18 protein-coding genes and 4 pseudogenes are annotated in these 20,088 nt (G+C 70.6%); 8 read left to right on the top strand and 14 right to left on the bottom strand.

The genetic code is table 11. The annotated features are described in order from the left end of the window. Positions 1–295: 295 nt before the first annotated feature. The 3 genes and pseudogenes from ACH5A8_RS13935 to ACH5A8_RS13945 form a co-directional block, all read right to left on the bottom strand. Positions 296–436, bottom strand: a pseudogene (locus ACH5A8_RS13935) (IS5/IS1182 family transposase); the annotation flags it as partial. 46 nt (positions 437–482) lie between these two features. Then, positions 483–830, bottom strand: coding sequence for a hypothetical protein (locus tag ACH5A8_RS13940; RefSeq protein WP_399001411.1), 348 nt, complete (start codon positions 828–830; stop codon positions 483–485). A gap of 436 nt (positions 831–1,266) precedes the next feature. Then, positions 1,267–1,986: a helix-turn-helix domain-containing protein gene (locus tag ACH5A8_RS13945; protein WP_399001412.1), complete on the bottom strand. Its 720-nt coding sequence runs from the start codon at positions 1,984–1,986 to the stop codon at positions 1,267–1,269. A 104-nt stretch (positions 1,987–2,090) separates the two neighbouring features. Here ACH5A8_RS13945 and ACH5A8_RS13950 point away from each other — a divergent pair, with 104 nt between their 5' ends. Together ACH5A8_RS13950 and ACH5A8_RS13955 are read left to right on the top strand one after the other, a co-directional pair. Further along, positions 2,091–2,933, top strand: coding sequence for an NAD(P)H-binding protein (locus tag ACH5A8_RS13950; protein ID WP_399001521.1), 843 nt, complete (start codon positions 2,091–2,093; stop codon positions 2,931–2,933). Positions 2,934–3,354: 421 nt separating this feature from the next. After that, positions 3,355–3,903, top strand: a complete 549-nt coding sequence (locus tag ACH5A8_RS13955) for a putative immunity protein (protein WP_399001413.1) — start codon at positions 3,355–3,357, stop codon at positions 3,901–3,903. A gap of 198 nt (positions 3,904–4,101) precedes the next feature. Here ACH5A8_RS13955 and ACH5A8_RS13960 read toward each other — a convergent pair whose 3' ends face one another. From ACH5A8_RS13960 to ACH5A8_RS13975, 4 genes are all read right to left on the bottom strand, one after another. Beyond that, positions 4,102–4,359: a hypothetical protein gene (locus ACH5A8_RS13960; RefSeq protein ID WP_399001415.1), complete on the bottom strand. Its 258-nt coding sequence runs from the start codon at positions 4,357–4,359 to the stop codon at positions 4,102–4,104. After that, on the bottom strand, positions 4,356–5,258 hold the full coding sequence (locus ACH5A8_RS13965; protein WP_399001417.1) for an MEDS domain-containing protein: 903 nt from the start codon (positions 5,256–5,258) through the stop codon (positions 4,356–4,358). Before ACH5A8_RS13965 ends, ACH5A8_RS13960 begins: the two co-directional genes overlap by 4 nt. Before the next feature lie 193 nt (positions 5,259–5,451). Continuing rightward, positions 5,452–5,739, bottom strand: a complete 288-nt coding sequence (locus ACH5A8_RS13970) for an STAS domain-containing protein (RefSeq protein ID WP_399001419.1) — start codon at positions 5,737–5,739, stop codon at positions 5,452–5,454. Next, positions 5,739–9,878, bottom strand: coding sequence for a SpoIIE family protein phosphatase (locus ACH5A8_RS13975; protein ID WP_399001523.1), 4,140 nt, complete (start codon positions 9,876–9,878; stop codon positions 5,739–5,741). Before ACH5A8_RS13975 ends, ACH5A8_RS13970 begins: the two co-directional genes overlap by 1 nt. 1,025 nt (positions 9,879–10,903) lie before the next feature. Between ACH5A8_RS13975 and ACH5A8_RS13980 the strand changes: the two genes are divergently transcribed. The 4 genes and pseudogenes from ACH5A8_RS13980 to ACH5A8_RS13995 all read left to right on the top strand — a co-directional run. Further along, complete coding sequence (locus ACH5A8_RS13980) at positions 10,904–11,224, top strand: hypothetical protein (protein ID WP_399001421.1); 321 nt, start codon at positions 10,904–10,906, stop codon at positions 11,222–11,224. Between the two features lie 488 nt (positions 11,225–11,712). Continuing rightward, a complete protein-coding gene (locus ACH5A8_RS13985; protein ID WP_399001423.1) occupies positions 11,713–12,039 on the top strand; it encodes a hypothetical protein in 327 nt (108 codons plus the stop codon). 189 nt (positions 12,040–12,228) lie between these two features. Further along, a pseudogene (locus ACH5A8_RS13990) lies at positions 12,229–12,336 on the top strand (hypothetical protein); the annotation flags it as partial. Between the two features lie 339 nt (positions 12,337–12,675). Further along, positions 12,676–12,775 (top strand): annotated as a pseudogene (locus ACH5A8_RS13995) (LysR family transcriptional regulator); the annotation flags it as partial. Positions 12,776–13,248: 473 nt separating this feature from the next. Here ACH5A8_RS13995 and ACH5A8_RS14000 read toward each other — a convergent pair. The 6 genes from ACH5A8_RS14000 to ACH5A8_RS14025 form a co-directional block, all read right to left on the bottom strand. Beyond that, entirely contained in the window at positions 13,249–13,404 is a 156-nt protein-coding gene (locus ACH5A8_RS14000; protein WP_399001425.1) for a winged helix-turn-helix domain-containing protein, read from the bottom strand. Beyond that, complete coding sequence (locus ACH5A8_RS14005) at positions 13,401–13,724, bottom strand: helix-turn-helix domain-containing protein (RefSeq protein ID WP_399001427.1); 324 nt, start codon at positions 13,722–13,724, stop codon at positions 13,401–13,403. The genes ACH5A8_RS14000 and ACH5A8_RS14005 overlap by 4 nt, the downstream gene beginning before the upstream one ends. An 82-nt stretch (positions 13,725–13,806) precedes the next feature. Continuing rightward, positions 13,807–14,166, bottom strand: coding sequence for a hypothetical protein (locus tag ACH5A8_RS14010; RefSeq protein ID WP_399001429.1), 360 nt, complete (start codon positions 14,164–14,166; stop codon positions 13,807–13,809). Between the two features lie 83 nt (positions 14,167–14,249). Next, positions 14,250–17,654, bottom strand: coding sequence for a CHAT domain-containing protein (locus ACH5A8_RS14015; protein WP_399001431.1), 3,405 nt, complete (start codon positions 17,652–17,654; stop codon positions 14,250–14,252). 117 nt (positions 17,655–17,771) lie between these two features. Further along, the gene (locus ACH5A8_RS14020; RefSeq protein ID WP_399001433.1) at positions 17,772–17,954 is read right to left on the bottom strand and encodes a hypothetical protein; all 183 of its coding nucleotides are present in this window, start codon (positions 17,952–17,954) and stop codon (positions 17,772–17,774) included. Continuing rightward, positions 17,954–18,604, bottom strand: coding sequence for a DUF6338 family protein (locus ACH5A8_RS14025; protein ID WP_399001435.1), 651 nt, complete (start codon positions 18,602–18,604; stop codon positions 17,954–17,956). The genes ACH5A8_RS14020 and ACH5A8_RS14025 overlap by 1 nt, the downstream gene beginning before the upstream one ends. Positions 18,605–18,824: 220 nt before the next feature. On the opposite strand from ACH5A8_RS14025, the pseudogene ACH5A8_RS14030 reads away from it, so the two are divergent. Together ACH5A8_RS14030 and ACH5A8_RS14035 are read left to right on the top strand one after the other, a co-directional pair. Further along, positions 18,825–18,956 (top strand): annotated as a pseudogene (locus ACH5A8_RS14030) (IS5/IS1182 family transposase); the annotation flags it as partial. A 25-nt stretch (positions 18,957–18,981) separates the two neighbouring features. Beyond that, entirely contained in the window at positions 18,982–19,167 is a 186-nt protein-coding gene (locus ACH5A8_RS14035) for a hypothetical protein (protein ID WP_399001525.1), read from the top strand. A gap of 24 nt (positions 19,168–19,191) precedes the next feature. Here the strand turns inward: ACH5A8_RS14035 and ACH5A8_RS14040 are convergent, their stop codons facing one another. Continuing rightward, a complete protein-coding gene (locus ACH5A8_RS14040) occupies positions 19,192–19,998 on the bottom strand; it encodes an SGNH/GDSL hydrolase family protein (RefSeq protein WP_399001437.1) in 807 nt (268 codons plus the stop codon). Positions 19,999–20,088: the final 90 nt, after the last annotated feature.

The raw sequence follows: 20,088 nt of genomic DNA on the forward strand, positions 1-20,088 counted from the left end.
GCACTGCTCGTGACGTTCGTGCCCATGGTCATGTGTCCACTTCCAGGGATCGACGCCGCTAAGAAGGCCGTCTCCCATCCGAAGGCGGGGGTCGAGTTCCTGGGCCGGTCCGACACCGGCTTCCATGCCCGGTACGCCCTTGATGCCTCGGCGGCCCGTCCGCGCGCCCGAGCCGGATTTCGGACCCTTCATGCTGATCCACATGCTGCGGGGCACCGCCGCCTGGTCCTGTGCAGCGGAAAGGGGCGCGCACGAAGAGCCCCGGACCCGGCTGAACTCGAACCGGTGACCTCTTTCAGCGTTGCCGCTCCGGGATGAGAACGGCCGCGGCCAATGACGTCATTCGAGTCGGGCTGCACCGGGACCCACGGAGGATGCGCCAGGACTCCAGCCGTGCCACGCCGCGTTCGACTGGCGCCCGTGCCGCGGACAACGCACGATGGACGTTCGCTGTGTCGGTTGGGCTCGCGCCCCGGCCGACGTCAGAGGAGTCCGCACTCCGTCGAGTCGTCGATCCGCACGGACTCGAGAGGGGCGCCCAGCCACTTGTCGAAGACCGACTCGGGCAGAATGCACTGCGCCCCGCCCTTGGTGTCGCCGATCCATATGGTCTCGTGGCGGGTGTTGATGACCTGGAGCGGTGCGGGCAGGAGGTCCGGCAGGTACTGCCAGGGGGTCACCTCGTCGTACTCGTAGACCACCTTGCCGTCCTTGACGAAGCAGACGGAGGGATACGGGCAGGAGGCCGCGGGCGTCGGCGGGTCAGTGGGCTCGGCTTGTGCCGTGGCGGTCGCTCCGCCGAGCAGCAGGGTGGCCGTCAGTGCAACCATGACGCCCCGCGAGCCGATGACTGCCTTCATATGACCCCCCGGTCTCGGGGAGATGCGATCGAACGCATCTCCGACGATTCACACTATCCCCATAAGTCACGATCGTGGTCAAGGAACAGGGCTGTGGCCAACGTTATAGGTGATGAGCCGGAGTTGAGGGCCAAGAGCGCGGTTGGGCGGCCCGGCCCGAGGCCCGATCGGTCACTGGGAGCTGAGCGGCCGCTCAAGAAGCCGCGGTCCGCGCCTGCACATCCGCCCGTCTTTGGCCGTCGGCGCCTGGGGACGACGCCGGCGCCCGGCCGAGGCCAAGGGCGCGGCGGCGATCGCGAGCCCCCGGGCCCGCGTGGCCCGACCGTGCGGCGCCACCGGCCGAGCCTGTGCCCGGCTGGTGCTGAAGCTGGAGGCCGTCACCCGCTCACCGTGTCGGTGTCCGCCCTCATACGTCACCTGGCGCACGGCGTCGTAGTGGGAAGGTGGCCTGCGCGAAAGGCAGTTGGCGACACCCCATGAGCTCGTGGAAATCAGCCGCCATGTGGGACTGGTCGTAGTAGCCGCTGTCGACGGCAAGGCCCGCCCACTTCGCCGAGCCCGCCCCGGCCAGGACGGTGCGGACCCGCTGGATGCGGGTGAAGCGCTTGGGTGCCAGGCCGACCCGGTCGGTGAACAGGTCGCGCAGGTGGCGTTCGCTGACCGACAGCCGCCGGGCCAGTGCGGCGACCCGGTCACCGGTGGACGACAGCGACTCGACGGCCTCGCGGAGCAGTGGGTCGCGCAGGTCTGCATCGTGGTGCGGGCCTGCGAGCAGGGCATCCTCGATCCGCCGCAGGACCGAGTCGGTGCCGGACAGTCGGTTGAGTCGGTGTTCGAGGCGGGCGGCGCGGTCACCCCACAGTTCAGTGAGCGGTACGGCCCGGTCCCGCAGTTCGCTGACCGGAACACCGAACATCGACCTGGCCACACCGGGGCGCAGCCGAACCCTGATGCACATCGGCAGTGTCTTCCCCGGATGGTAGGAGGCGCGGCTGCGCGGGCCCACCACACGCAGCTCCCCGTCCCGCGGGCCGGTCCTGCGATAGACCAACGCGGTGGCGACGTCGGGCAGGTGCACCAGCGGCAGGAGCCCGTCGGGCCGCATCAGCGTCACATCTGCGATCAAGGGCCGGAGCGCGGACCTCGGCATCATGGCCTCCACGCCGGCCACTCTACGGTCTGCCGATTTCTCCTATATCGGCTGGGCGGCGGAGCGGCAGGGTGCTCGGCATGATTCTTGTTGCGGGTGCGACGGGCACCATAGGCACGCAAGTGGTTCGGATCCTGGCCGAACGGGGCGAGCGGGTCCGGGCCATGACACGCAATCCGGAAGGCGTGAGTCTGCCGGCTGAGGTCGTACGGGGCGACTTCGACGACCGTGATTCTCTCGACGACGCGTTGGCCGGGGCTGACGCTGTATTCCTGCTGGACGCGCCGGGGTCCTGGATCGAGCGGCACGACCTGGCGATGCTCGACGCCGTGCGGTCCCACGGCATCGGAAGGGTGGTCAAGGTGTCGGCCATCGGAACCGGCGAGAACACCGGACTCAGGACCAGCGCCTGGCACCTCCCCGGTGAACGCGCACTGCGAGAGGGAAGCACGGCCTGGACGATCCTTCGGCCGAGCAGCTTCGCCACCAACACCCTGCACTGGGCCTCCGACATCCGAGCAGGGCGGCCCGTCGCCAACCTGACCGGGGACGGCGCTCAGGGCGTGATCGACCCCCGGGACGTCGCCGAGGTGGCGGTCGCAGCGCTGACCACGCCTGGTCATGCGGGCAGGACCTACACGTTGACCGGTCCCGAGTTGCTGAGCACACCCGACCAGGTGGAGATCTTGCGGAAGGTGCTCGGCCGCCCGGTCGGAATCGTCGACGTGCCGCTGGAGGCGGCGAAGGAGCAGATGATCGCCGCCGGCCGGGACCCGGAATTCGCCGAGGGCGCGATACGCGGCCAGCGGTTCATCGCAGAGGGAGGAAACGCCCGGCTGACCGACGACGTGACGGCCGTTCTCGGTCGCCGGGCCCGAACCTATGCGATCTGGGCCGCCGATCACCGGACGGCGTTCGACTGAGGCCCGGCCGGCCGTGTCCGCTGCCTTGGCCGGCCGCGGGAACGCGAGGAGGCTCACACTCTGACCTTCCAGGTAACTGACTTGCGGCCATGCGCCAACTTCCCCCATCGCGCGCTGCGGGGCGGGGGAAGTTCGATCGAGAGCCGTCGATGTGGCACTGCCGTGCGGCGGCGAGGTTGACCGTGCGGGCGGGCCTGGTCCTGCTTCCACCGGCCCCGGCCCCGGCCCCGGCCCCGCCTCCGGGGCCGGGGCGGGCTCCGGCTTGAGTGTCTCCAGCAGGTACTGCTGCGCTGGTGTCAGCCGGTCTTGTCCGGCGCGCTGTGCCGCGGTCCGGGCGCCGAGGTTCTCGCCGTGGACGAAGCGGCGGCTCGGAGCCGCCCCTACCGCCCAGTCGTCCAGCGCCATCGTGCAGGATGGAGCCATGACGGGGGACGCGAGCGAGATCGTTCTGAGCAAGCAGGACCTGCGTGAGGTCGCCGCGTTCGCCGCGGCGTGTGCGGAGGCGGTGCTCGAGATATTCGAGGCCGATCAGCCGGACGACTCGCGGCCTCGAGAGGCTGTCAGTGCCGCGTGGGAGTTCGCTCGAGGCGGTGAACGCGGGAAATCTCTGCGCGACACGGCGTCGGCAGCCCTGAAAGCGGCCAAGAGCGCCGACACTGCAGCTGCGCGCGAAGCCGCGTGGGCGGCGATGTCTGCGGCAGGCGCTGCCTACCTGCATCCGCTGGCCAAGGCCACCCAGGTCAAGCACATTCTCGGAGCCGGCGCCTACGCGGCCAGAGCGGCCGAACTCGTCGCCGACGACGATCGGAGCGTGGGTACTGAGAACATTGAGCAGGCGGTGCAGCGTGTGACACCCGGCGTCGTCGACGTGCTCAAACGCTTCCCGGTGGCACCGAGTGGAGGCGGACGGGTCGGCGAGTTGCTCCGCATGCTGGACGCTGACCTTCGTTCGCTCAGCCCCGCTGGATGACTTCCAGCGTCCGGACGGCGTGGCCTCGCATCCGTGGTCGATGTGTGTCAGCAGCAGCTGACCGCCCGCCTGTCGGGGAACCTTCGAGAAGTGGTTCTGGCACAACTTCCGTGACGGACACACGGTGAGTGCGCGTTCACCGGCTGCCCGCGGCCGTGTCACGGAAACCGGCGCACTGCGCTCGCCGGGTGCCGCCCATCAGCCCAACGTACGGCTGCCTACCAGTACCGTGCCGGAAGGGCCGGCCACGGCACCGATGTCCAGTGCCTGGCGCAGCAGGCCGATGTCGGTCTTCGTGGTCACTGCCAGAACGGCGTCTTCCTGATCGATTCCGTCGCGGAAGATCAACGCGGAGGCGGCCGGGAACTCCTCGTCGCTGCGACAGATCAGCGCCTGGTGTGTCAGGTGGGGCGCGGTGTCGGGGAGCGGACGGTGCCGCACCGTGGGGGTGGTCATTCTGCCGTCTCCCGCGCGGTGACGACCAGCGCGGGCTCTCTGTCCCATCCGACCACGCTGATGACATGACGCAGCATCGGGTGGAGGTCGATCACGCGCAGCCGTCGCCCTTCCGGCAGCCGTTCGGCGGTGCGGACCAGCGCGCGTATCCCGGCCAGGTCGAGGAACTGCAGAGCGCCGGCGTCCACCGTGATGTCTCCCGGCCAGCCCTCGGCGGTCCGAAGCGCGGAGGCGAGAGCCTCGGCGGTGTGGTAGTCCACGTCGCCCACCACTCGTAGCGACCGTCGGCCGTCGTGGAACGACGGCACCAGCCGCAATGTCGCGCCGCTGTACAACGGGACGGCTTCCACCGTGCCGGGGTGCTTTTGGCCGAAGGCGTGCAAGGCGGCTGCGTCGAATCGGCGGGCGTCGTACTGGCAGATCGCGGACGCACGGTTCTCGGCGAACACCGCGTTGACCTTGCGCTCGTACTCGCCGAGCCGTTCGGCCCCCGGCACGTCACGCAGGGCCCAGCCCATCTCGCCGCTCACTCGGAAGCCGGAGTAGCCCGCGGCGAGGGAGTCGGCGACCTCCTGGCGCAGCGTGGCGACCATCGCATCGGCGTCGAAGGAACCGGCCGCCAGGTAGCTGTCATCGGCCGTGGTGACCTGGAGCTGCCCGCTGTCGAGCGCGGTGCCGGGGTCGGTCCCCGCCACGCGCAGCCAGTCCAGCACCTGCTCCGGAGCACACTGATCGGCGAAGTAGACCACCCGTTCTCCGCGCTGCAGCCCGTCGCGAAGGTAAGCAGTCACCACACGGCGCTGCTCCTCGTCATCGGCGAACGCCAGACACAGATGATCGCCGTGGTCCATGTCGTGGACCTGGCGTTCCCCGACGGCTTGTTCCATCACCTCGGCCACACGGCCTGCACCGTCCCTCCGGGGGTTCCCTTCGGCCGACCGGCCCGGGGGAACCCGCAATAGTCTATCGTCGGCTCGCCGCGCCGTGGCCTTCCCCAGCACTGCCGAATTCCGGCACCGCGCTCCCATGGCGGCTGGCCCGGCTCGATCGTGCCGAGACGGCCGGTGCGCTTGATGGAGCCAGCGGCTCGGCTCACGAACGGCCGGTTGTGGTGAGGTCGGCCAGGCCGGAGATCGTCAGGACCGGGGCCAGGAGTGGGCCGGCGACGAGTTCGAGGCGCTCGGCGTGGGCGAAGAGGACGCTCAGGCCGGCGCTGTCGAGGTATTCGACGCCGCTGAGGTCGAGGACGAGGGGGCCGGGTGTGCGCTCCAGCGCGGCGGCCAAGTCGGCGGTGTTGCTCATGTCGATCTCGCCGACGGCGGTCAGCACGGCGGTCCCGTCGGGCCGTCGGCCGGGGGTGAGGGTCAGGGGCGTGGTCATCAGGCGATCCTCGCGTGCATGTCGACAGTGGTTCCGGCCGGTCCGGGGGTGACGGTGACCTGATGCATCAGAGCATGCATCAATCCCATGCCCCGGCCCCGATGGGCGTTGCGTTCGGGCTGGGGGGTCTTCCAGCGGCCGGTGTCGGCGATGGTCAGGTGCAGGTTGTCGACGTATGCCTCGGCGCGGAAGTAGACGGTGTCACCGGGGGTGTCACGGTGTCCGTGTTCGATGGCGTTGGCACATGCCTCGCCTGCCGCGACCAGGATGTTCTGGACGGTTCCCGGGGGAAGTTCGCACTGGTCGAGCCAGCTGCGCAGCGCCTTGCGGACGGGGGCGAGCTGGGACGACTCCGCGGGGAAGGACATCTCCAGCGGTGCGGGGTGCCGGTACAGCAGGAGGGCCACGTCGTCGTCGTAGCCGTCGGCGGGTGCCAGGCGGGACATGACGTCGGTGGCGAGGTCGTCGACCGCGGTGTTGCGGCCGTCCTGGAGTGCTTCGCCTGCCTGGTCGATGCCGGCGCTGAGCGGGCGGCGGCGGCGTTCGACGAGTCCGTCGGTGTAGAGGAGCAGGGTGGAGCGGGCCGGGATGGTGCAGGTGCCTTCGGGGCGCGGGTTGCCGGGCCGGACGGCCAGGGGCAGGGAGCGTCCGTCCTCGAGGAGCTGTTTGGTGCCCTCGGGGTGGACGAGGATGCCCGGGGGGTGGCCGGCGCTGGAGTAAGTGAGCTGTCCGGTTTCGGAATTGAGGACGGCGCAGAAGACGGTGGTGCACATCGCGCCGGGCACACCGGCGGCGAACTGGTCCAGGGACATCAGCGTCTGGGCGGGACTGGCGTCCTGCAGCAGCAAGGCGCGGCAGGCGCTGCGCAGCTGCCCCATGACGCTGGCGGCTTCCAAGCCGCGGCCGACGCAGTCGCCGACGACGATGCCGATCCGCCTGTCGGGGAGGGGGACGGTGTCGTACCAGTCGCCGCCGACCTCGAGGGGCTGGGTGGCGGGTTCGTAGCGGACGGCGAATCCGTCGGGCAGGTGGGAAGGGCCGAGAATGGCGCGCTGCAGGGCGATGGCCGTCTCGCGCTGCTGGTCGATCTGGTGGGCACGGGTCAAACCCTGGGCCAGGTGGCCGGCCAGCAGGGACAGCAGGAGCTGGTCCTCGCCGGTGAAGGGGCGCTGCTCGCCGAGGTCGATCCACAGCACGAGGGGCCCGTCGGGGTAGTCCAGCACAATGCCCGCGCCGCCCTGGCCGGCGGTGAGGGTGAGGGGCGGCTGCTCGCGCAGGTCGGCGAGCGTGCGTCGGCGGTCTGCGGGCAGCTGCTGCCAGATGAGAGAGGGGACGGTGGCGGTGAGGGACGGCTCGTCTCCGTGGTCGAAGACCGCGGCGACGACACGCCGGGCCCGCCACAGCTTCTTCAGTTCCTCGAGGGCGCCGGCTACCGCCTCGGGCAGGCTGGTGGCCCGGGACAGACATGTGCCCAGGGCGGCCAAGGCGCTCTCGCGCTGGATGGCGTAGTGCTCAGCGGTCACGTCCCGGAAGGTGCCGACAACGACGGTGCGTCCGGTGTCGGGGTCCTGGACCTGGTTGAACGTGGCGGTGACCCACAGACGGTGGCCGTCGCGATGGGTGACGGGAATGGTGTAGCTGCCCTGGCTCTGGCCGAGCAGCGTGCCGAAGGCGTCGGCGACCTGCTGGTGGGCTTCGGGGTCGGTGGCGGCGTCCGGCCACCAGGGGTGGATCGGCTGGTAGGGCAGATCCTCGGTGCCGTAGCCGAGGGTGGTGGTGAACGCGGTGTTGATCTCGATGACCGCGCCGTCCTCGTCGCAGACGAAGAAGGCCTCCTGGAGGGAGTCGACCAGCGCGGTACGCCAGCGGGCGTGGTGGTTGCGCAGCCGCGCCAGCTCCACATTGGCGCGCACGCGGGCGAGGAACTCAGCGGCTGCGAACGGTTTGACGAGGTAGTCGTCGGCACCGGCGTGCAGGCCCTCGATGGACGCCTCCTGTCCGGCCCGGGCGGACAGCAGCAGCACCGGCACCGACGCGGTGCGCGGATCTTTGCGCAGTACGCCGACCAGGGCCAGACCGTCCAGGTGGGGCATCATGACATCGCTGACCACCAGGTCGGGGGCATCCGTCCGGATCGCCTCCAGTGCCTGGCGGCCATCGATGACGGTGTCGACCCGGTAGCCCGCGCCGCTCAGCAGCCGGCTGAGGTACTCGCGCATGTCGGCGTTGTCGTCGGCGACCAGAACCCTCGCGGGGGCGGCGACCCGCCCGCCGGTGGCCGCCTGGGGTGCGCCGTGATCAGCCGGGCCTTCTGACGGTGACCCGCCGGCCTGCTCGTCCGGGAGCCAGCGCAGGGCTTCCTGTACGAACGGATCGACAGCCAGGTGCGCCGCATCCGCGCCCGCGGCCGGGCGGAGGGCGTCGTCGGGCAGGTGTGCGGAGCCGAACGGCAGACGGATGGTGAAGCACGTGCCCTGGCCTTGGGCGCTTTCGGCGGTGATGGTGCCGCCGTGCAGACCGACCAGTTCCTTCACCAGGGCCAGGCCGATGCCGCTGCCCTCGTTGGAACGCGAACGGGCGTTCTCGATGCGGTGGAACCGCTCGAACAGCCGCGGCATCTCCTCGGCCGCCACGCCGATCCCGGTGTCGGCGATCTCCACCACGGCCTCGGGGCCGTCGGCGCGCACGGCCACGCGGATCGAGCCGTCGAAGGTGAATTTCAGCGCGTTGCTGAGGAGGTTGAGGACGACCTTCTCCCACATGCCCCGGTCGATGTAGACCGGTTCGGGCAGCGGGGCGCACTCCACGTGGAAACGCAGGCCGGCCTTGTCGACAGCGGAACGGAACACGCTGGCCAGCTCACCGGTGACCGTGGTCAGGTCGACCGGCTCGTAGGTGGCCTGCATCCGGCCCGCCTCGATGCGGGAGAAGTCCAGAAGGGTGTTGACCAGTTTGCCCAGCCGCAGCGCGTTGCGGTGGATGACCTCCAGTTCCTCACGCACGCGTGGGGCCGCGTCGGCGAGCTCGCCCTGAAGCTCTTGCAGCGGCCCCATGATCAGCGTGAGCGGGGTGCGGAACTCGTGGCTGATGTTGGAGAAGAACGCCGTCTTCGCCCGGTCCAACTCCGCGAGCTCTTCGGCCCGGCGCTGCTGAGCCTGGTAGCTGCGGGCACTGGCCACTCCGTTGGCCACATGCCCGGCGACCAGTTCCACAAAGGCACGGTAGTCCTCGTCCAGTGCCCGGTAACGGTTCAGGCCGGCCACCATGAACCCGTACGGCGCCCCGCCCTGCTGCAACAGTGGCGCCACGAGCGCCTGGACGGGGGGATCCCCCCATGCTCCGGACGGCAGCTGCCCGAACAGTGCTGGGTCGAGGTCCACTTCAGCGCTCTCGCCCCGTGTCGCAGCGGCAGTCGGCCACAGTGCCTCGGAGCCCGCCGGGAGGGTTTCGAGGGCGGCCGGATGGCCGGCCGGCATGCCGCTGGACGCGGTGAGACGGGCGCTGCCGTCGTCCTGGAACAGATACATCATCGTGAACGGCAGGTCGCGTAGGTTGCGGGCGAACTGCACGCCGGCGAAGTCGAGCATCTCCTGCTCGGTGCGCACCACGCTCGGATCGGAACCCAGATCCCTCAGCGTGGCCATGCGCCGTTCGCCGACGACGCGTTCGGTGTCCTCACTGACCACGCACAGCATGCCGACCACTGCTCCGTCGTCGTCGCGCAGCGGGCTGTAGGAGAAGGTGTGGTAGCTCTCCTCCGTGTAGCCGGAGCGCTCCAGGAACAGCAGCAGTCCTTCGTCCCAGGTCGCCTCCCCGGTGGCCAGCACCCGGTCGATGCGGGGGCCGATGTCGCCCCAGATCTCCGCCCACACCTCGCTGGAAGGCCGGCCCAAGGCCCACGGGTACTTCTGGCCCAGGGTGTCACGGCGGTAGGCGTCGTTGCAGAAGAAGGTCAGCTCAGGGCCCCAGGCCATCCACATCGCGAACTTCGACGACAGCAGAATGCTCACGGCCGTCTGCAGACTCTGCGGCCAGCTCTCCGGCTCCCCCAGCGTGGTCGCCGCCCAGTCCACGCGGGCCAGGTCCTCGCCGACCCTCGCCTCCACGGTGAACACGCCGGCACCGGTCCCCGACGGCATGGTGAGCTCACCGTCGTTCGCATGCGTCACTGAACACCCCTTCGTTCGCCCCAGCCCTTGCGCGACGAGCCGCCCGCGGGCCGCTCCATTGTGCCGCCGAGCGGTTGTGCGCCGTGAACCGAGCACTGTGGGACCGCCTGTACGCCCGCCCAGGGTGACCGTTGACGCATCCGTAGGATAAGCCAGCCGCAGACGGTGGCACTTGCACAAGTCGGCACCGGGCGGAAGGCACCATGACGGCGATCCGGAACTCCGCCTCGCGCACCGTGAGCTCTCAAGAGGCAGGCGAGCAGCTTCGGCTGGCCGCGGTCCGCCGCTACCGCCTGGAGGACAGTTCCTCCGACGGCGCCTTCGACGAGATCGCCTCGCCGGCAGCCCGGACCTTCGATGTCCCGATGGCCTCCGTGACGATCGTCGACGACGACCGCGTGTGCTTCAGAGCCGCTCACGGCTTTCGAGCAGTCCAGACGGGTCGTGAGCCGGGCCCGTGCGCCTCCGCCATCGCGCACGACGGCCCCCACGTCGTCACCGGCACCCGCACCGACCCGTCCATCGCCGTCCACCCCTCGTACGCGACCTGGGCGCACGCTTCTACGCCGCCGCTTCCATCACCACCGCCGACGAGCAACGCCCGCCCACCGTCAACGTCCTCGACACCCGCCCCCGATCGTCGGCCTCGACCAGATCTTCACCTTCCAGCCCACCGTCCACGATGCCGTCAGCGCCCTGCGCACATCCGGGGAGCACTGACCCGCGCACAGATCACCGCATGACACTCAAGACCGGATGGCCGCTCACGACGGTGCGTCGCTGTCGATGAACCCCAACGCGCTGTCCGGTCGGCGGCGCACGCAGGCGATCACCCTCACAGCAAGATGGGTCACGTGGGCGGGGAGGGCGTCGACGGCGGCGCGGATGAGGGTGCCGGTGTGGATGGAGATCAGATTCTCGCTTCCGCAACCCGCTTCGACGACCCGGCGTCCAGCTCCATGAAGGACGGCTGCCGATATCACCCGGGAGAGCACGTGGCGAAGAAGGACCAGAGGACGGACACGGCGGGGGAGAAGGACCGCGAGAAGTGGATGGCGCGTTTCCAGGTGCGGCTGGCCATGCAGCCGGGCGTGGACCGGGCGGTCGTGCTCCAGGCGGTCAAGGAGGTCACGGCCCACTGCGCGGATACGGGAGAGCACCCACGGACCGCCTTCGGCGACCCGGACGCCTACGCCGTGCAGGCCGCCGCGCGGCTGGTGCCGGCAGACCGGGCGGCGCGCGCGAGGCAGCGCAACGCACTGGTGGACGCGCTTGACTCCGTGCGAAGGAGGGCCGGGGACGTCGCAGGTCTGTGACCGGTTGAAGCGTCCGTCATGGCCTGGCGCACGGTTCTGACACAGCCTCCGTCCGCCGGGGCTGCTGGGCAGCTCAGGCGATGGGCGGAGCTCAGGAGCCGGTGACACCGATCTCGCGTTGCGCGCTGCTGGTGACAGGCAGCGCTCCGCCTCGGTGACAACCTTCGTGCTTCGCCCGGTCGAAGCACGAAGGTTGTCACCGAGGCGGCAGGTGACACCTATCGTGCTTCGGCTCGATCCGGCGGTCCGTCGCACAGCGTTCTGGCGGCGGACCCGCTCCCCGATTCACAGCAAGGGAAAGAGGCCGCCGATGGCCAGGTTCTGGCCGTCTCGGCGCACCGTCCGCCGGCCGCTCGCCGCGCGCGTTGTCGCGCCTCGCGAGTCGGCCGTTCGGGCTGGCGTCGGCCGCCGCGCCGTACGTCGCCGGGCCAGGGCAGGGACGCCGGTGCCATCGCGGCGGCCCTCGAGGATTGGTTTGGTCTGGACCATTGCTCTCCGGGCCGGTGTGGGGGAAGCTGCTCACCGAGCGCCGGATCATCACGACCGGAATGCCCGCCCGCTCGCCCCCGGACCAGGAAGGCAGCAACACACCCATGCGCAAAGCGATCTCGACCCTGAGCTTGACCGGACTGCTGGCCGCGGCCGCCCTGTTGCTCGCCCCGTCCGCCCAGGCCGCTGGGCTCGTCTACGTCGGCATGTACCCGACCGCCGCCGCCTGCGACGCGGCCGGCAAGGACTACGTGGCCCGCGGCCTGGCGGTCAGTTACTTCTGTGACGTCACGCCGTACGCCAGCCGCCTGTCCATCTGGAGCTGACCGCACCGGTTTCCGCCCGGCCGGACTCCCGGCAGGATTCCTGACACACGGACCTGGCCGACGACACCCGCGGCCGGGCGGAACGCGCGGAGTGGGAGCGCCGCGGCAGTCGCTCGCCGCCGCTGCGTCGGGCACCGACGACGTCGTCCGGGCAGAGCTCGCCGCCGAGCGGAGGCCGCTGCCGAACGGGTGCTTCGAACCATCGCAGCGACCACCAGCCGCAGCGGCATCGCCGTCCACGCCGAAGTCGACAGCGGCCGGCACCCCACCGGCATCCGCGTGAGCGACGGCGCGATCACCGCCCTGCCCATCACTCGCCATCGCTTCCTCGGCGACTGGATCTACACCCTCCGCCCCCAGCGTCCGACGGCGATCACCGGCACAATATTCGCCCCGTGGCCCTCGAGACCGTCGGCCTTCGTTCCCCGTCCCGGGCGCAGTGACCGTGACCACCGGTCGCGGCCTCACCCAGCGCGACCTGGTGCCGCCCAGACTCGTGCCCGCCGTGGCGACGTACGAGCCTGGGCCGACCCATCGACCGGGCCGGGTCGGTCGGTACCTCGATACGGCGGCCGGGCTGACCCAGTGGCCGGCCCCTCCACGGAGGACACCAGCGTCTACGGAGAGGGGGCTCATGTGGAGCCGCGTGACATCGAGAATCTTCCTGACTCTGACCGAGGAACTGCGCTTCGGCCGCACGGCGGAGCGGCTGCACGTCTCGGTAGCGGCGGTGAGCTGCGCCGAGCTCTGCCGTGATCAGCGTTTCTCCAAGGGGTCCGCCTGCCCGAGTAGCTCGGCGAGCGGCGTGCCGGTCCGAGTGGCGACGATGCGGCGGGCGCGCAGCTGGGCGCGGGTACGGGGGCGAAACTTCGGATCCCGCCCGCAACCGCACGGCTCGAAGCCCTCGTAGCGCAGCCCGGCGCCCAGGACCACGGCGACGACCGACCATGCCTTCCGATCGCTGCGGCGGGGTGCCGCGAAGTCGTGGCCGGCACACAGCAGCGGCCCGGCGCAGCGCGGGCAGGTGTGTCCGGCGTTGCCGGGATGGCGTTTGAAGCTGATCCGGCACGATTTGCATGCGACCTGCCGCGGACGCGAATGACGGGGGTCTGCCCACGCCGGCCCCAGGTGTGGGCGCGGGGAGGAGTCATCGAGAACCCGGCCTCGTCCTCGAAGACGATCCAGGCGCCGGACGCCGCCGCGAGTCCTTTACCCGCGGCCACACTTCCTCTTCCACAGCTCCACCGCGTGGTCGTCGCGTTCGAGGGCACGGCGGGCGGGTGCCTGCCAGGACCAGCCGTGCCGTGTCAGCAGCCGCCACACCGTCACCACCGACAGGCTCACCCTCAGCCGCCGGCGGATCACCGTCTGGACCCGGACCAGGGTCCAGCGCTGATCGTCGAACCCGTGCGCTGTCGGCCCCTTGCCGAGTTCCTCTTCGAGTTCCGCGAACTGGGCATCGGTGATGGTCGGGGAGTTCGCCGGACCCGTGGAGCGCAGGGCTTCCAGGCCGCCCTCGCGCCAGGCACACGCCAGCGTTCCACCGACCGCACGCTCACCCGCAGATCCTTCGCGATCACCGCGGTCTTCTCACCCGCCGCGAACCGCTCGCCGGCCTGAAGCCGGATCCCCTCACGAAACGCCCGCCACTCAGCGGTCAGGCCCCCACCCTCTGGATACCTCACCCCACCGGCATACCGCAGAGATCATGAACCGTCACCACCGACGACAACCCGAAACATCAGTAAGTAACAGCACCGCTGGTCACTAGTCGGCGGGGCGCCGCAGAACCGTCCGGTGCTGCTTCTCCGACGCCAGCGCCGCCCGGAAGGTGGCGGCGTCCCAATACCGGTCGATCACCCGCTGGTACAGGCCGCGCAGCTCACTCGGGTCCACGGCGTCCAGCTCCCCCTGCACCGGGTACGGCCGGTCCTTCTCGTCCGCCCCGAAGCCGTGTCGGGCGTGGATCTCCGGTTGGGCGGCGATGAAGTCAGCGGCCCTGGAGTCGGTGGACTTGCCCCGCAGCACCGGCAGCCCGTACCGGGTGATCAGCCCCTCGTCCAGGCCGATGCGGTGGACCTTCTTCCAGCAGCCGGTCATCTCGACGAGGGAGCGGCTGATGTCCATGCCGCTCGCGTCGAAGTCGCCCGGCAGTGCTGGTGTGTCGGGCGCCCCTCCGCCTTGCCCCTAGTCTTCGCCTTTGCGCGTCATCAGGCGCCTGCGTGGACGTGTGCGGCCCATACCGACGGCAGGTTCGGATACTTCGCCCTGAGCTGCCTGACCGTGTGATGGACCGCCGCCGACGCGCACAGCGCACCGGATCGGTCCGCGATCAACTCGCCGTAGAGCTGCCGGCTGAAGGCTGGCGCTACCACGTCGTCGACGCGCCAAAGAGTGCCGACCACCTGGGAAAAACCGGCTATCTGAAAAGCCGCCAACGGGTGGATCGCCTCGTCGGACAGGCGCGCAGGGGTGCGGGCCGTGTCGCAGGCCGACAGGAACGCGAACTCCGCGTTGCGCAGACGCAGCCGGGAAAGGTCCAGCACCCGAAGCGGCGCGCGGTCGTGGTCGTGCAGCGCGAGGTGGCTGTCCGAAGGGTTGTCCGGGTCGCTGTACCCGTGGCAGGCGAAGTGCGCCCAGCCACTGGCCGGCAAGGCGTCGAGAACGGCGTCTCGAGTCGCGTCCGCACCGACCAGGACCGTGGCGCCGGGTATGAGAGCGGCCAGGTGGTCGGCTTCGGCCTGTGCGCCGGGCAGGTCCGGGGCACCGGGAGTGTGCGGCATCGCGACCACCAGCAGCCGCGGTTCGTTCCGGTCGTCGCGGCGGCCCGCGCGGGCGTGGCCCAGGGCGCGGATCGTCGGCGTCGTCGAGGAGACGACGCGGTCGAGGAGCACAGGTCCGCCGTCGCGGTGGTGGCCCGCCGCGTGCAGGGGGAGCAGGCTGAGCGGCCCGACCGGGGCCCACCAGATCCTTGGCCACGGACCATCCGCCGCCGGTTCCGCCGTCAGCCCCAGTTCGCCGAGCACAGGGCCCACGACGGTGTCCCACAGCCACTCGAGCGTGTCATGGATCGCCTGCTCGGCGGCCAGCCGCTCCTGCGTGAACGCGGTGTGCAGAGCGCGTACGCGCTGGCTCACGGTCTCTTCGCTCAGCCGATCCAGCGCGCGTGACCGGACCCCGTCCGGAGTGATGATCAGCGCGTCACACCGGTGCCGGCTGACGTTGACATACACGATCGGGCCCTCGTGTGCCTGCGCGGTGAGGTCGGTGAGCAGCGGGGGTCGCAGGAACCGCTCCATCCCGGGCAGCGCGCGGATTTGGTCGGTCACCGCGTCGAGTTCGTCGGCGAGCGCCACTCGGTCGCTCGTGGTGTCGGTCTCGAATTCCGCGGTGAGTGTCCGGAAGCGGTCGGCCAGCTCGGGTGCCCGCTCGCGCAGGTCGGAAAGGTCACCGCGGCTGTCGAGTGCCTGGGCGGCGAGCACGCAGCGTCCGGATTCGAGCAGGGTCACCGCGCTCACCTCGTCGCCGACGGCCAGCGCGCACGCTGCCGCGTCGGCGGCGACCCCGGCGAACCGGCCGAGCCAGTACTGGGCGTCATCGCGGCCGAGGCGGCGCCCGGCGAGCCGGGGCAGCAGCCGGACCGCGGCGGCGTACCCTTCGGCAGCCACGTCGAACTGCCCCGCCTCAGCGGCCAGATCTCCCCACCGGTCCGCCGCTTTCGCCCGGCTCTCCGTCGGCGATCCGGCAGACGCCGCGGCCTCCCGGTAGCAGCCGAGTGCTTCGGTGAGCGCCTCGCCGTCGCCGAGATGCCGGAAGCCGAGCGCCAGGACGTTGGCGACGTGGGTCAGGAAACCCGCCCGGAAATAGGCGTCCTGCGCGGGCCTTCGCACCGCACTCCGGGCCAGGCCGACCGCCTCGGCGAGGACCTGCGGATCCGGCGCCTCCCGTCGCGCGAGGGCGGGTGCGGCGGGGTTCGTGCACCAGTCGCCGAGCGCGGCGGCCAGGTTCGCGGTGTACCTGGGCCAGTCCGGGCTGTCCTGCGGAGTCGCGGCCACGGACGCGCGACGCGCGGCGATTGCGTCCCGCAACGCGTTCCTGTCGCCGGAATTCGTGTACGCCATCTCCAGCACACCGCCGAGATTGGCCAGCCGCACTGCTCGGTGCGGGTCGTCGTCCGCAGTGACATCCGCGGCCGCGCGGTGTGCGTCGATCGCTTCATCGAGCACGCGCGCCTCGCCCGTCCTGGTGAACCAGTCGGACAGTATGGCGCCAAGGTTGGAGAGCCGCTGGGCCTGCCCGGCGACCAGGCTCGCGCCGAGGCGGACGGACTCCCGGGCACGGTCGACCGCCTCCGACAACACCTGCAGTTCACCGGTCACCTCGTACCGGTCGTGCAGCATGACGGCGAGGATCCCGAGTGAACGCGGGTGGTCACCCTGCCCGGCCGTGGCCTCAGCGGCACGGCGAGCGACGTCGATCGCGTCCGTGACGTGGGCCAGGTCTCCGGTCGCGTGGAACAATGCTTTCAGGTTGGCGGCAAGGTTGCCCATGAACTGTGCCCGCTGCGGATGGTCCGCCGGCGTGCACGCGACCGCCTCCCGCTCGATGGTGACGGCCTCCGCGAGCGCGGCGTGGTCCCCGAAGGCTTCCCCCCGGGTGGCCAGCGCCGTGGCGAAGTGGTCCAGCCGCACGCCGCGACGGGGGTGCCCGGCGGGGGTGGCCGCCGCCGCTGAACGCCCGAGCTCGATGGCCCGCTCCAGCAGGTCCGAGTCCCGGGTCTGCTCGAACTCGGCGGCGTACCGGCCGCACACTTCGGCCTCGGTGTCGGCACGTTCCCAGCCACTGCTCGATGTCGGACGCTCGCCGGTGAGCGCGGCCCATTCTCGTTCCGTGGTCGTCAGCTCGACGAGGTTCTGCGAGTGCCGCGGATTGGTGACCGGAGTATGGGCCACCAGCGTCTGCCGGACCCGAAGCACTTCGGCCAGATCGTCCCGCGCTCCACGAGCCCGGTAGCGGTCGTAGAGAAGGTACGCGAGGATTCTCAATCGTTCGAGCACGTCGGACGACCCGGCCGGCGTGAGCTCCACCGCTCGCCGCGCGGCATTGACGGCTTCCTCCACGACACCGGTCTCCCCGGTCTCACGGAACCAGTCGCGCAGGACGACGGCGAGGAAGTGCAGACTCCTGGCGGTGGTCACGTCATCGGGGGAGCACTCGGCGGCGGCCCGCGCGTGCTCGGCGGCCTCCGCCAGGGGGGCGAGGTCCTTCGTCACGGTGAACGCCGTCCGCAGCGCGACAACGAGGTTGCCCAGGTAGTACGCCTTCTTCGGGGACGGTGCCTCGTCGACGGCCGTCCGGCTCCAGTACAGCGCGTCGGTCAGAGTGCCACGGTCTTGGTTCTGCTGGAACGCGGTGTGCAGCAGCATGCCGATGTTGTTGGCATAGTTGGCCGAGTCCTCGGGGCTTTCGTACGCACGGACGTAGGCCTCCATGACTTTGCTGACGGCTTCCCGCAGGAACTCGAAGTTTCCGGTCTGGTGGTAGCGGGTCTGCAGCAGGCCCCCGAGATTGGACAGGACCAAGCAGCGCTCGGCCACGTCCTCGGCGGCCAGCACGGCATGGCCGAGGTCGATCGCCTTCTCGACCGACGCGGGGTCCGCGCTGTGTCGGGCCACCCGGAACGCCTCCCAGAACCGCTCGGCCAGAGCGTTCGCGGGTCCGCCGTCCACGCGTCAGTCCTCGTTGCCGTTCGAGGTGCCGGCTGGGCCGTCGGGCGCGTCGTCCGGCTCGGCGACCGTGCGTTTCGGGGTGTAGCCGCGTTCCGCGGCCTCCTGCAGCAGCGCCGCCTCTTCGGGCGTGAGCTCGAGTTCGTGCGAGAGTTCGGGTTCGTGCGAGAGTTCGGGTTCGTGCGCCATTATCGCTCCTCCTCCGGCACGGCCGCCGGTTCTCCGGCTTCGACGAACTCCAGCACGTCGAAGTCTTCCGCCCGCAGCCGCAGGCCCGCCGTCCCGCGCACGCGCGCGCCGAACGCCCCGTCGGCACCCATCACGCGCGCCGATTCGAGGTACAGCTCGGGCGGATGGGGGTACGAGGAGGCGTACGACCGGTTGCCGTACCAGCCGCCCGCCCAGTTGCCGTCCTTGAGCCGCACGCGCACGAAGCACGGTTCGCGGTCGCGGAACGCGTGGTCCCAGGCGCTGGGCGTGCGCAGGAACCGAGCCTTGCGCCGCTGCCGATCCACCAGGGAAACGGTGACCGCCGCCATTGCCGGCACGACGAGGAACAGCACCACGGCGACGAAGCCGACCACTCGCGGCCGCTCCACGAAGCCGTCCCAGCCGCCGTCGGCGCCTCGAGCCAGGCGAACCAGCGCCGGCCCCGCCACCACTGCGTACAGGGCGTCCAGCGCGATCGACGCGACGATCGCCCGCAGCACCCGCTCACCCAGATCACGCTCACCGGGCACCGGCCCACGGCGGCGTTCCCGGACGAACTGATAGGTGACCCCGGGCAGCACCAGAAGGACGAGTAGAGCGAGCTGCACGACGGTCGCAGGCGCCTGCACTCGCCACCTCCCCCATGTCTCACAGACTCCGCTCGATCAGGCTACTGGCTTGCGTCTCCGCGGTCGACAGAACAGCCCTTTCCGCGGCTACTGGGAGGCAGCTGGCCGGCCTCGACGACGCCGCGTTCGCTGCGCAGCCTGCGGATCTCGCGGATCTCACCGTATGCGGTCTCTAGAGGTTGTCCCGTAACCGGTGGGGCGGTTGGTGCGTTGGCTGGGCATGGGCGGGGTGATCTCAGCGGATGATCCGAAGTGGATCGAGCCGTTCTCGGGGCTGGCCGAGTCGCAGTTCGCCAGGCTGGTGGCGTTGGTGCGGCGCCCGGGCGGTGACGTGCAGCGCGGCCGGCCGTGGCACCACAGGGTGGCGTGGCCAGGACCTGCTGCCGGACAGGCCGACTACCTGGCCCGAACGCCGCAGGTGCACGCGGCACTGGCGCTATCTGCTGTCGAACACCGGCAGCACGCTCCACCTCCAGTGTCCGAGCTGCACCCACGTCTGGGATCACGAGACGGGCTTCGGCGCGAGCCGGGGCCGCCCGAACCGGGCGGCAAAGGACCGCTGACATCTGTGCCGGGGGCGGCAGGGATCAGGCCGCGCGGCTGAAGAGGGGCAGGTAGCCGAGGGATTGCCCGGAGGCGTTGGGGTGGTATGACTCGGTGAGATCCAGCACCTCGATGCTGCGCAGCCACGGCCCCGCGGAACAGATCTCGTGCCCCTCGAAGGCGCTCCGGGCGTCCGCGAACGAGAATCCGTGGCCGGTGGCATGCCGGGCGATCACGCCGTCGAGGTGGTCGATGGCTGCGTTGAGCGCCGCTCGCTCCTTGTCCTCCAGCCCCCGCGCGCAGGCGCCGTGGAGCTGGTAGAAGTGCGGGTAGCCGAGCACCACGACACGGGCGGACGGCGCCTTGGCGCTGATCGCCGAGTAGAGCCGGTCCAGGTTCCCGGACAGCGTCTTGTCGACGTAGGCGCGTGCGGTGTCGATGGCGTTGAGGCACGCGGTGGTGCCGGGCAGCGCGCAGATCCCCATCACCTTGGCCCAGCTCGCGTCACTGCCGCCGACGGTGACGCTGACCAGATCGGTACGGTCGCTCAGCGCCCCGAGCTGCTTCGTCAGCACATCCCCGGTCCTGGCGCCGTTGCAGGCGGCGAAGGCGAAGGACGAGGCGTGCGCCGCGGCCCACAGGGCGGGGTAGGCCCGGCTGCTGCGCAGACAGCGCGCGCCCTCGGGCAGGTAGTTCCCGGCGCCGACACCGGCCGAGTAGGAGTCCCCGAGTGCCACGTAGTCCAAGGCCGCCCGGTTCGGTGCCGCGGGGGCGCTGGCTGGACCGGCCAGGGTGCAGGCGCCCGCGAGGAGCACGACGGCGGCCCAGGACTGGATGCGGAACGGTCTCATGCCCCCGTTTATCGCGCACCCGTCGCGCCCCCGCCTCGTCACGATCCGCGACCTTGACAATCCAATCCGTCGATGCCACCGAGGCCGGAA

The sequence above is a fragment of the Streptomyces sp. NPDC018610 genome, from assembly GCF_044391765.1.
In the GTDB taxonomy this organism is placed as follows: Bacteria; Actinomycetota; Actinomycetes; order Streptomycetales; family Streptomycetaceae; genus Streptomyces.

Bases quoted from the DNA above. Each gene is read 5' to 3' on its own strand.
- ACH5A8_RS13940 (WP_399001411.1), bottom strand. From the start codon at position 830: ATGGTTGCACTGACGGCCACCCTGCTGCTCGGCGGAGCGACCGCCACG.
- ACH5A8_RS13950 (WP_399001521.1), top strand. From the start codon at position 2,091: ATGATTCTTGTTGCGGGTGCGACGGGCACCATAGGCACGCAAGTGGTT.
- ACH5A8_RS13955 (WP_399001413.1), top strand. From the start codon at position 3,355: ATGACGGGGGACGCGAGCGAGATCGTTCTGAGCAAGCAGGACCTGCGT.
- ACH5A8_RS13960 (WP_399001415.1), bottom strand. From the start codon at position 4,359: ATGACCACCCCCACGGTGCGGCACCGTCCGCTCCCCGACACCGCGCCC.
- ACH5A8_RS13970 (WP_399001419.1), bottom strand. From the start codon at position 5,739: ATGACCACGCCCCTGACCCTCACCCCCGGCCGACGGCCCGACGGGACC.
- ACH5A8_RS13975 (WP_399001523.1), bottom strand. From the start codon at position 9,878: ATGCCGTCGGGGACCGGTGCCGGCGTGTTCACCGTGGAGGCGAGGGTC.
- ACH5A8_RS14010 (WP_399001429.1), bottom strand. From the start codon at position 14,166: ATGGACATCAGCCGCTCCCTCGTCGAGATGACCGGCTGCTGGAAGAAG.
- ACH5A8_RS14020 (WP_399001433.1), bottom strand. From the start codon at position 17,954: ATGGCGCACGAACCCGAACTCTCGCACGAACCCGAACTCTCGCACGAA.
- ACH5A8_RS14040 (WP_399001437.1), bottom strand. From the start codon at position 19,998: ATGAGACCGTTCCGCATCCAGTCCTGGGCCGCCGTCGTGCTCCTCGCG.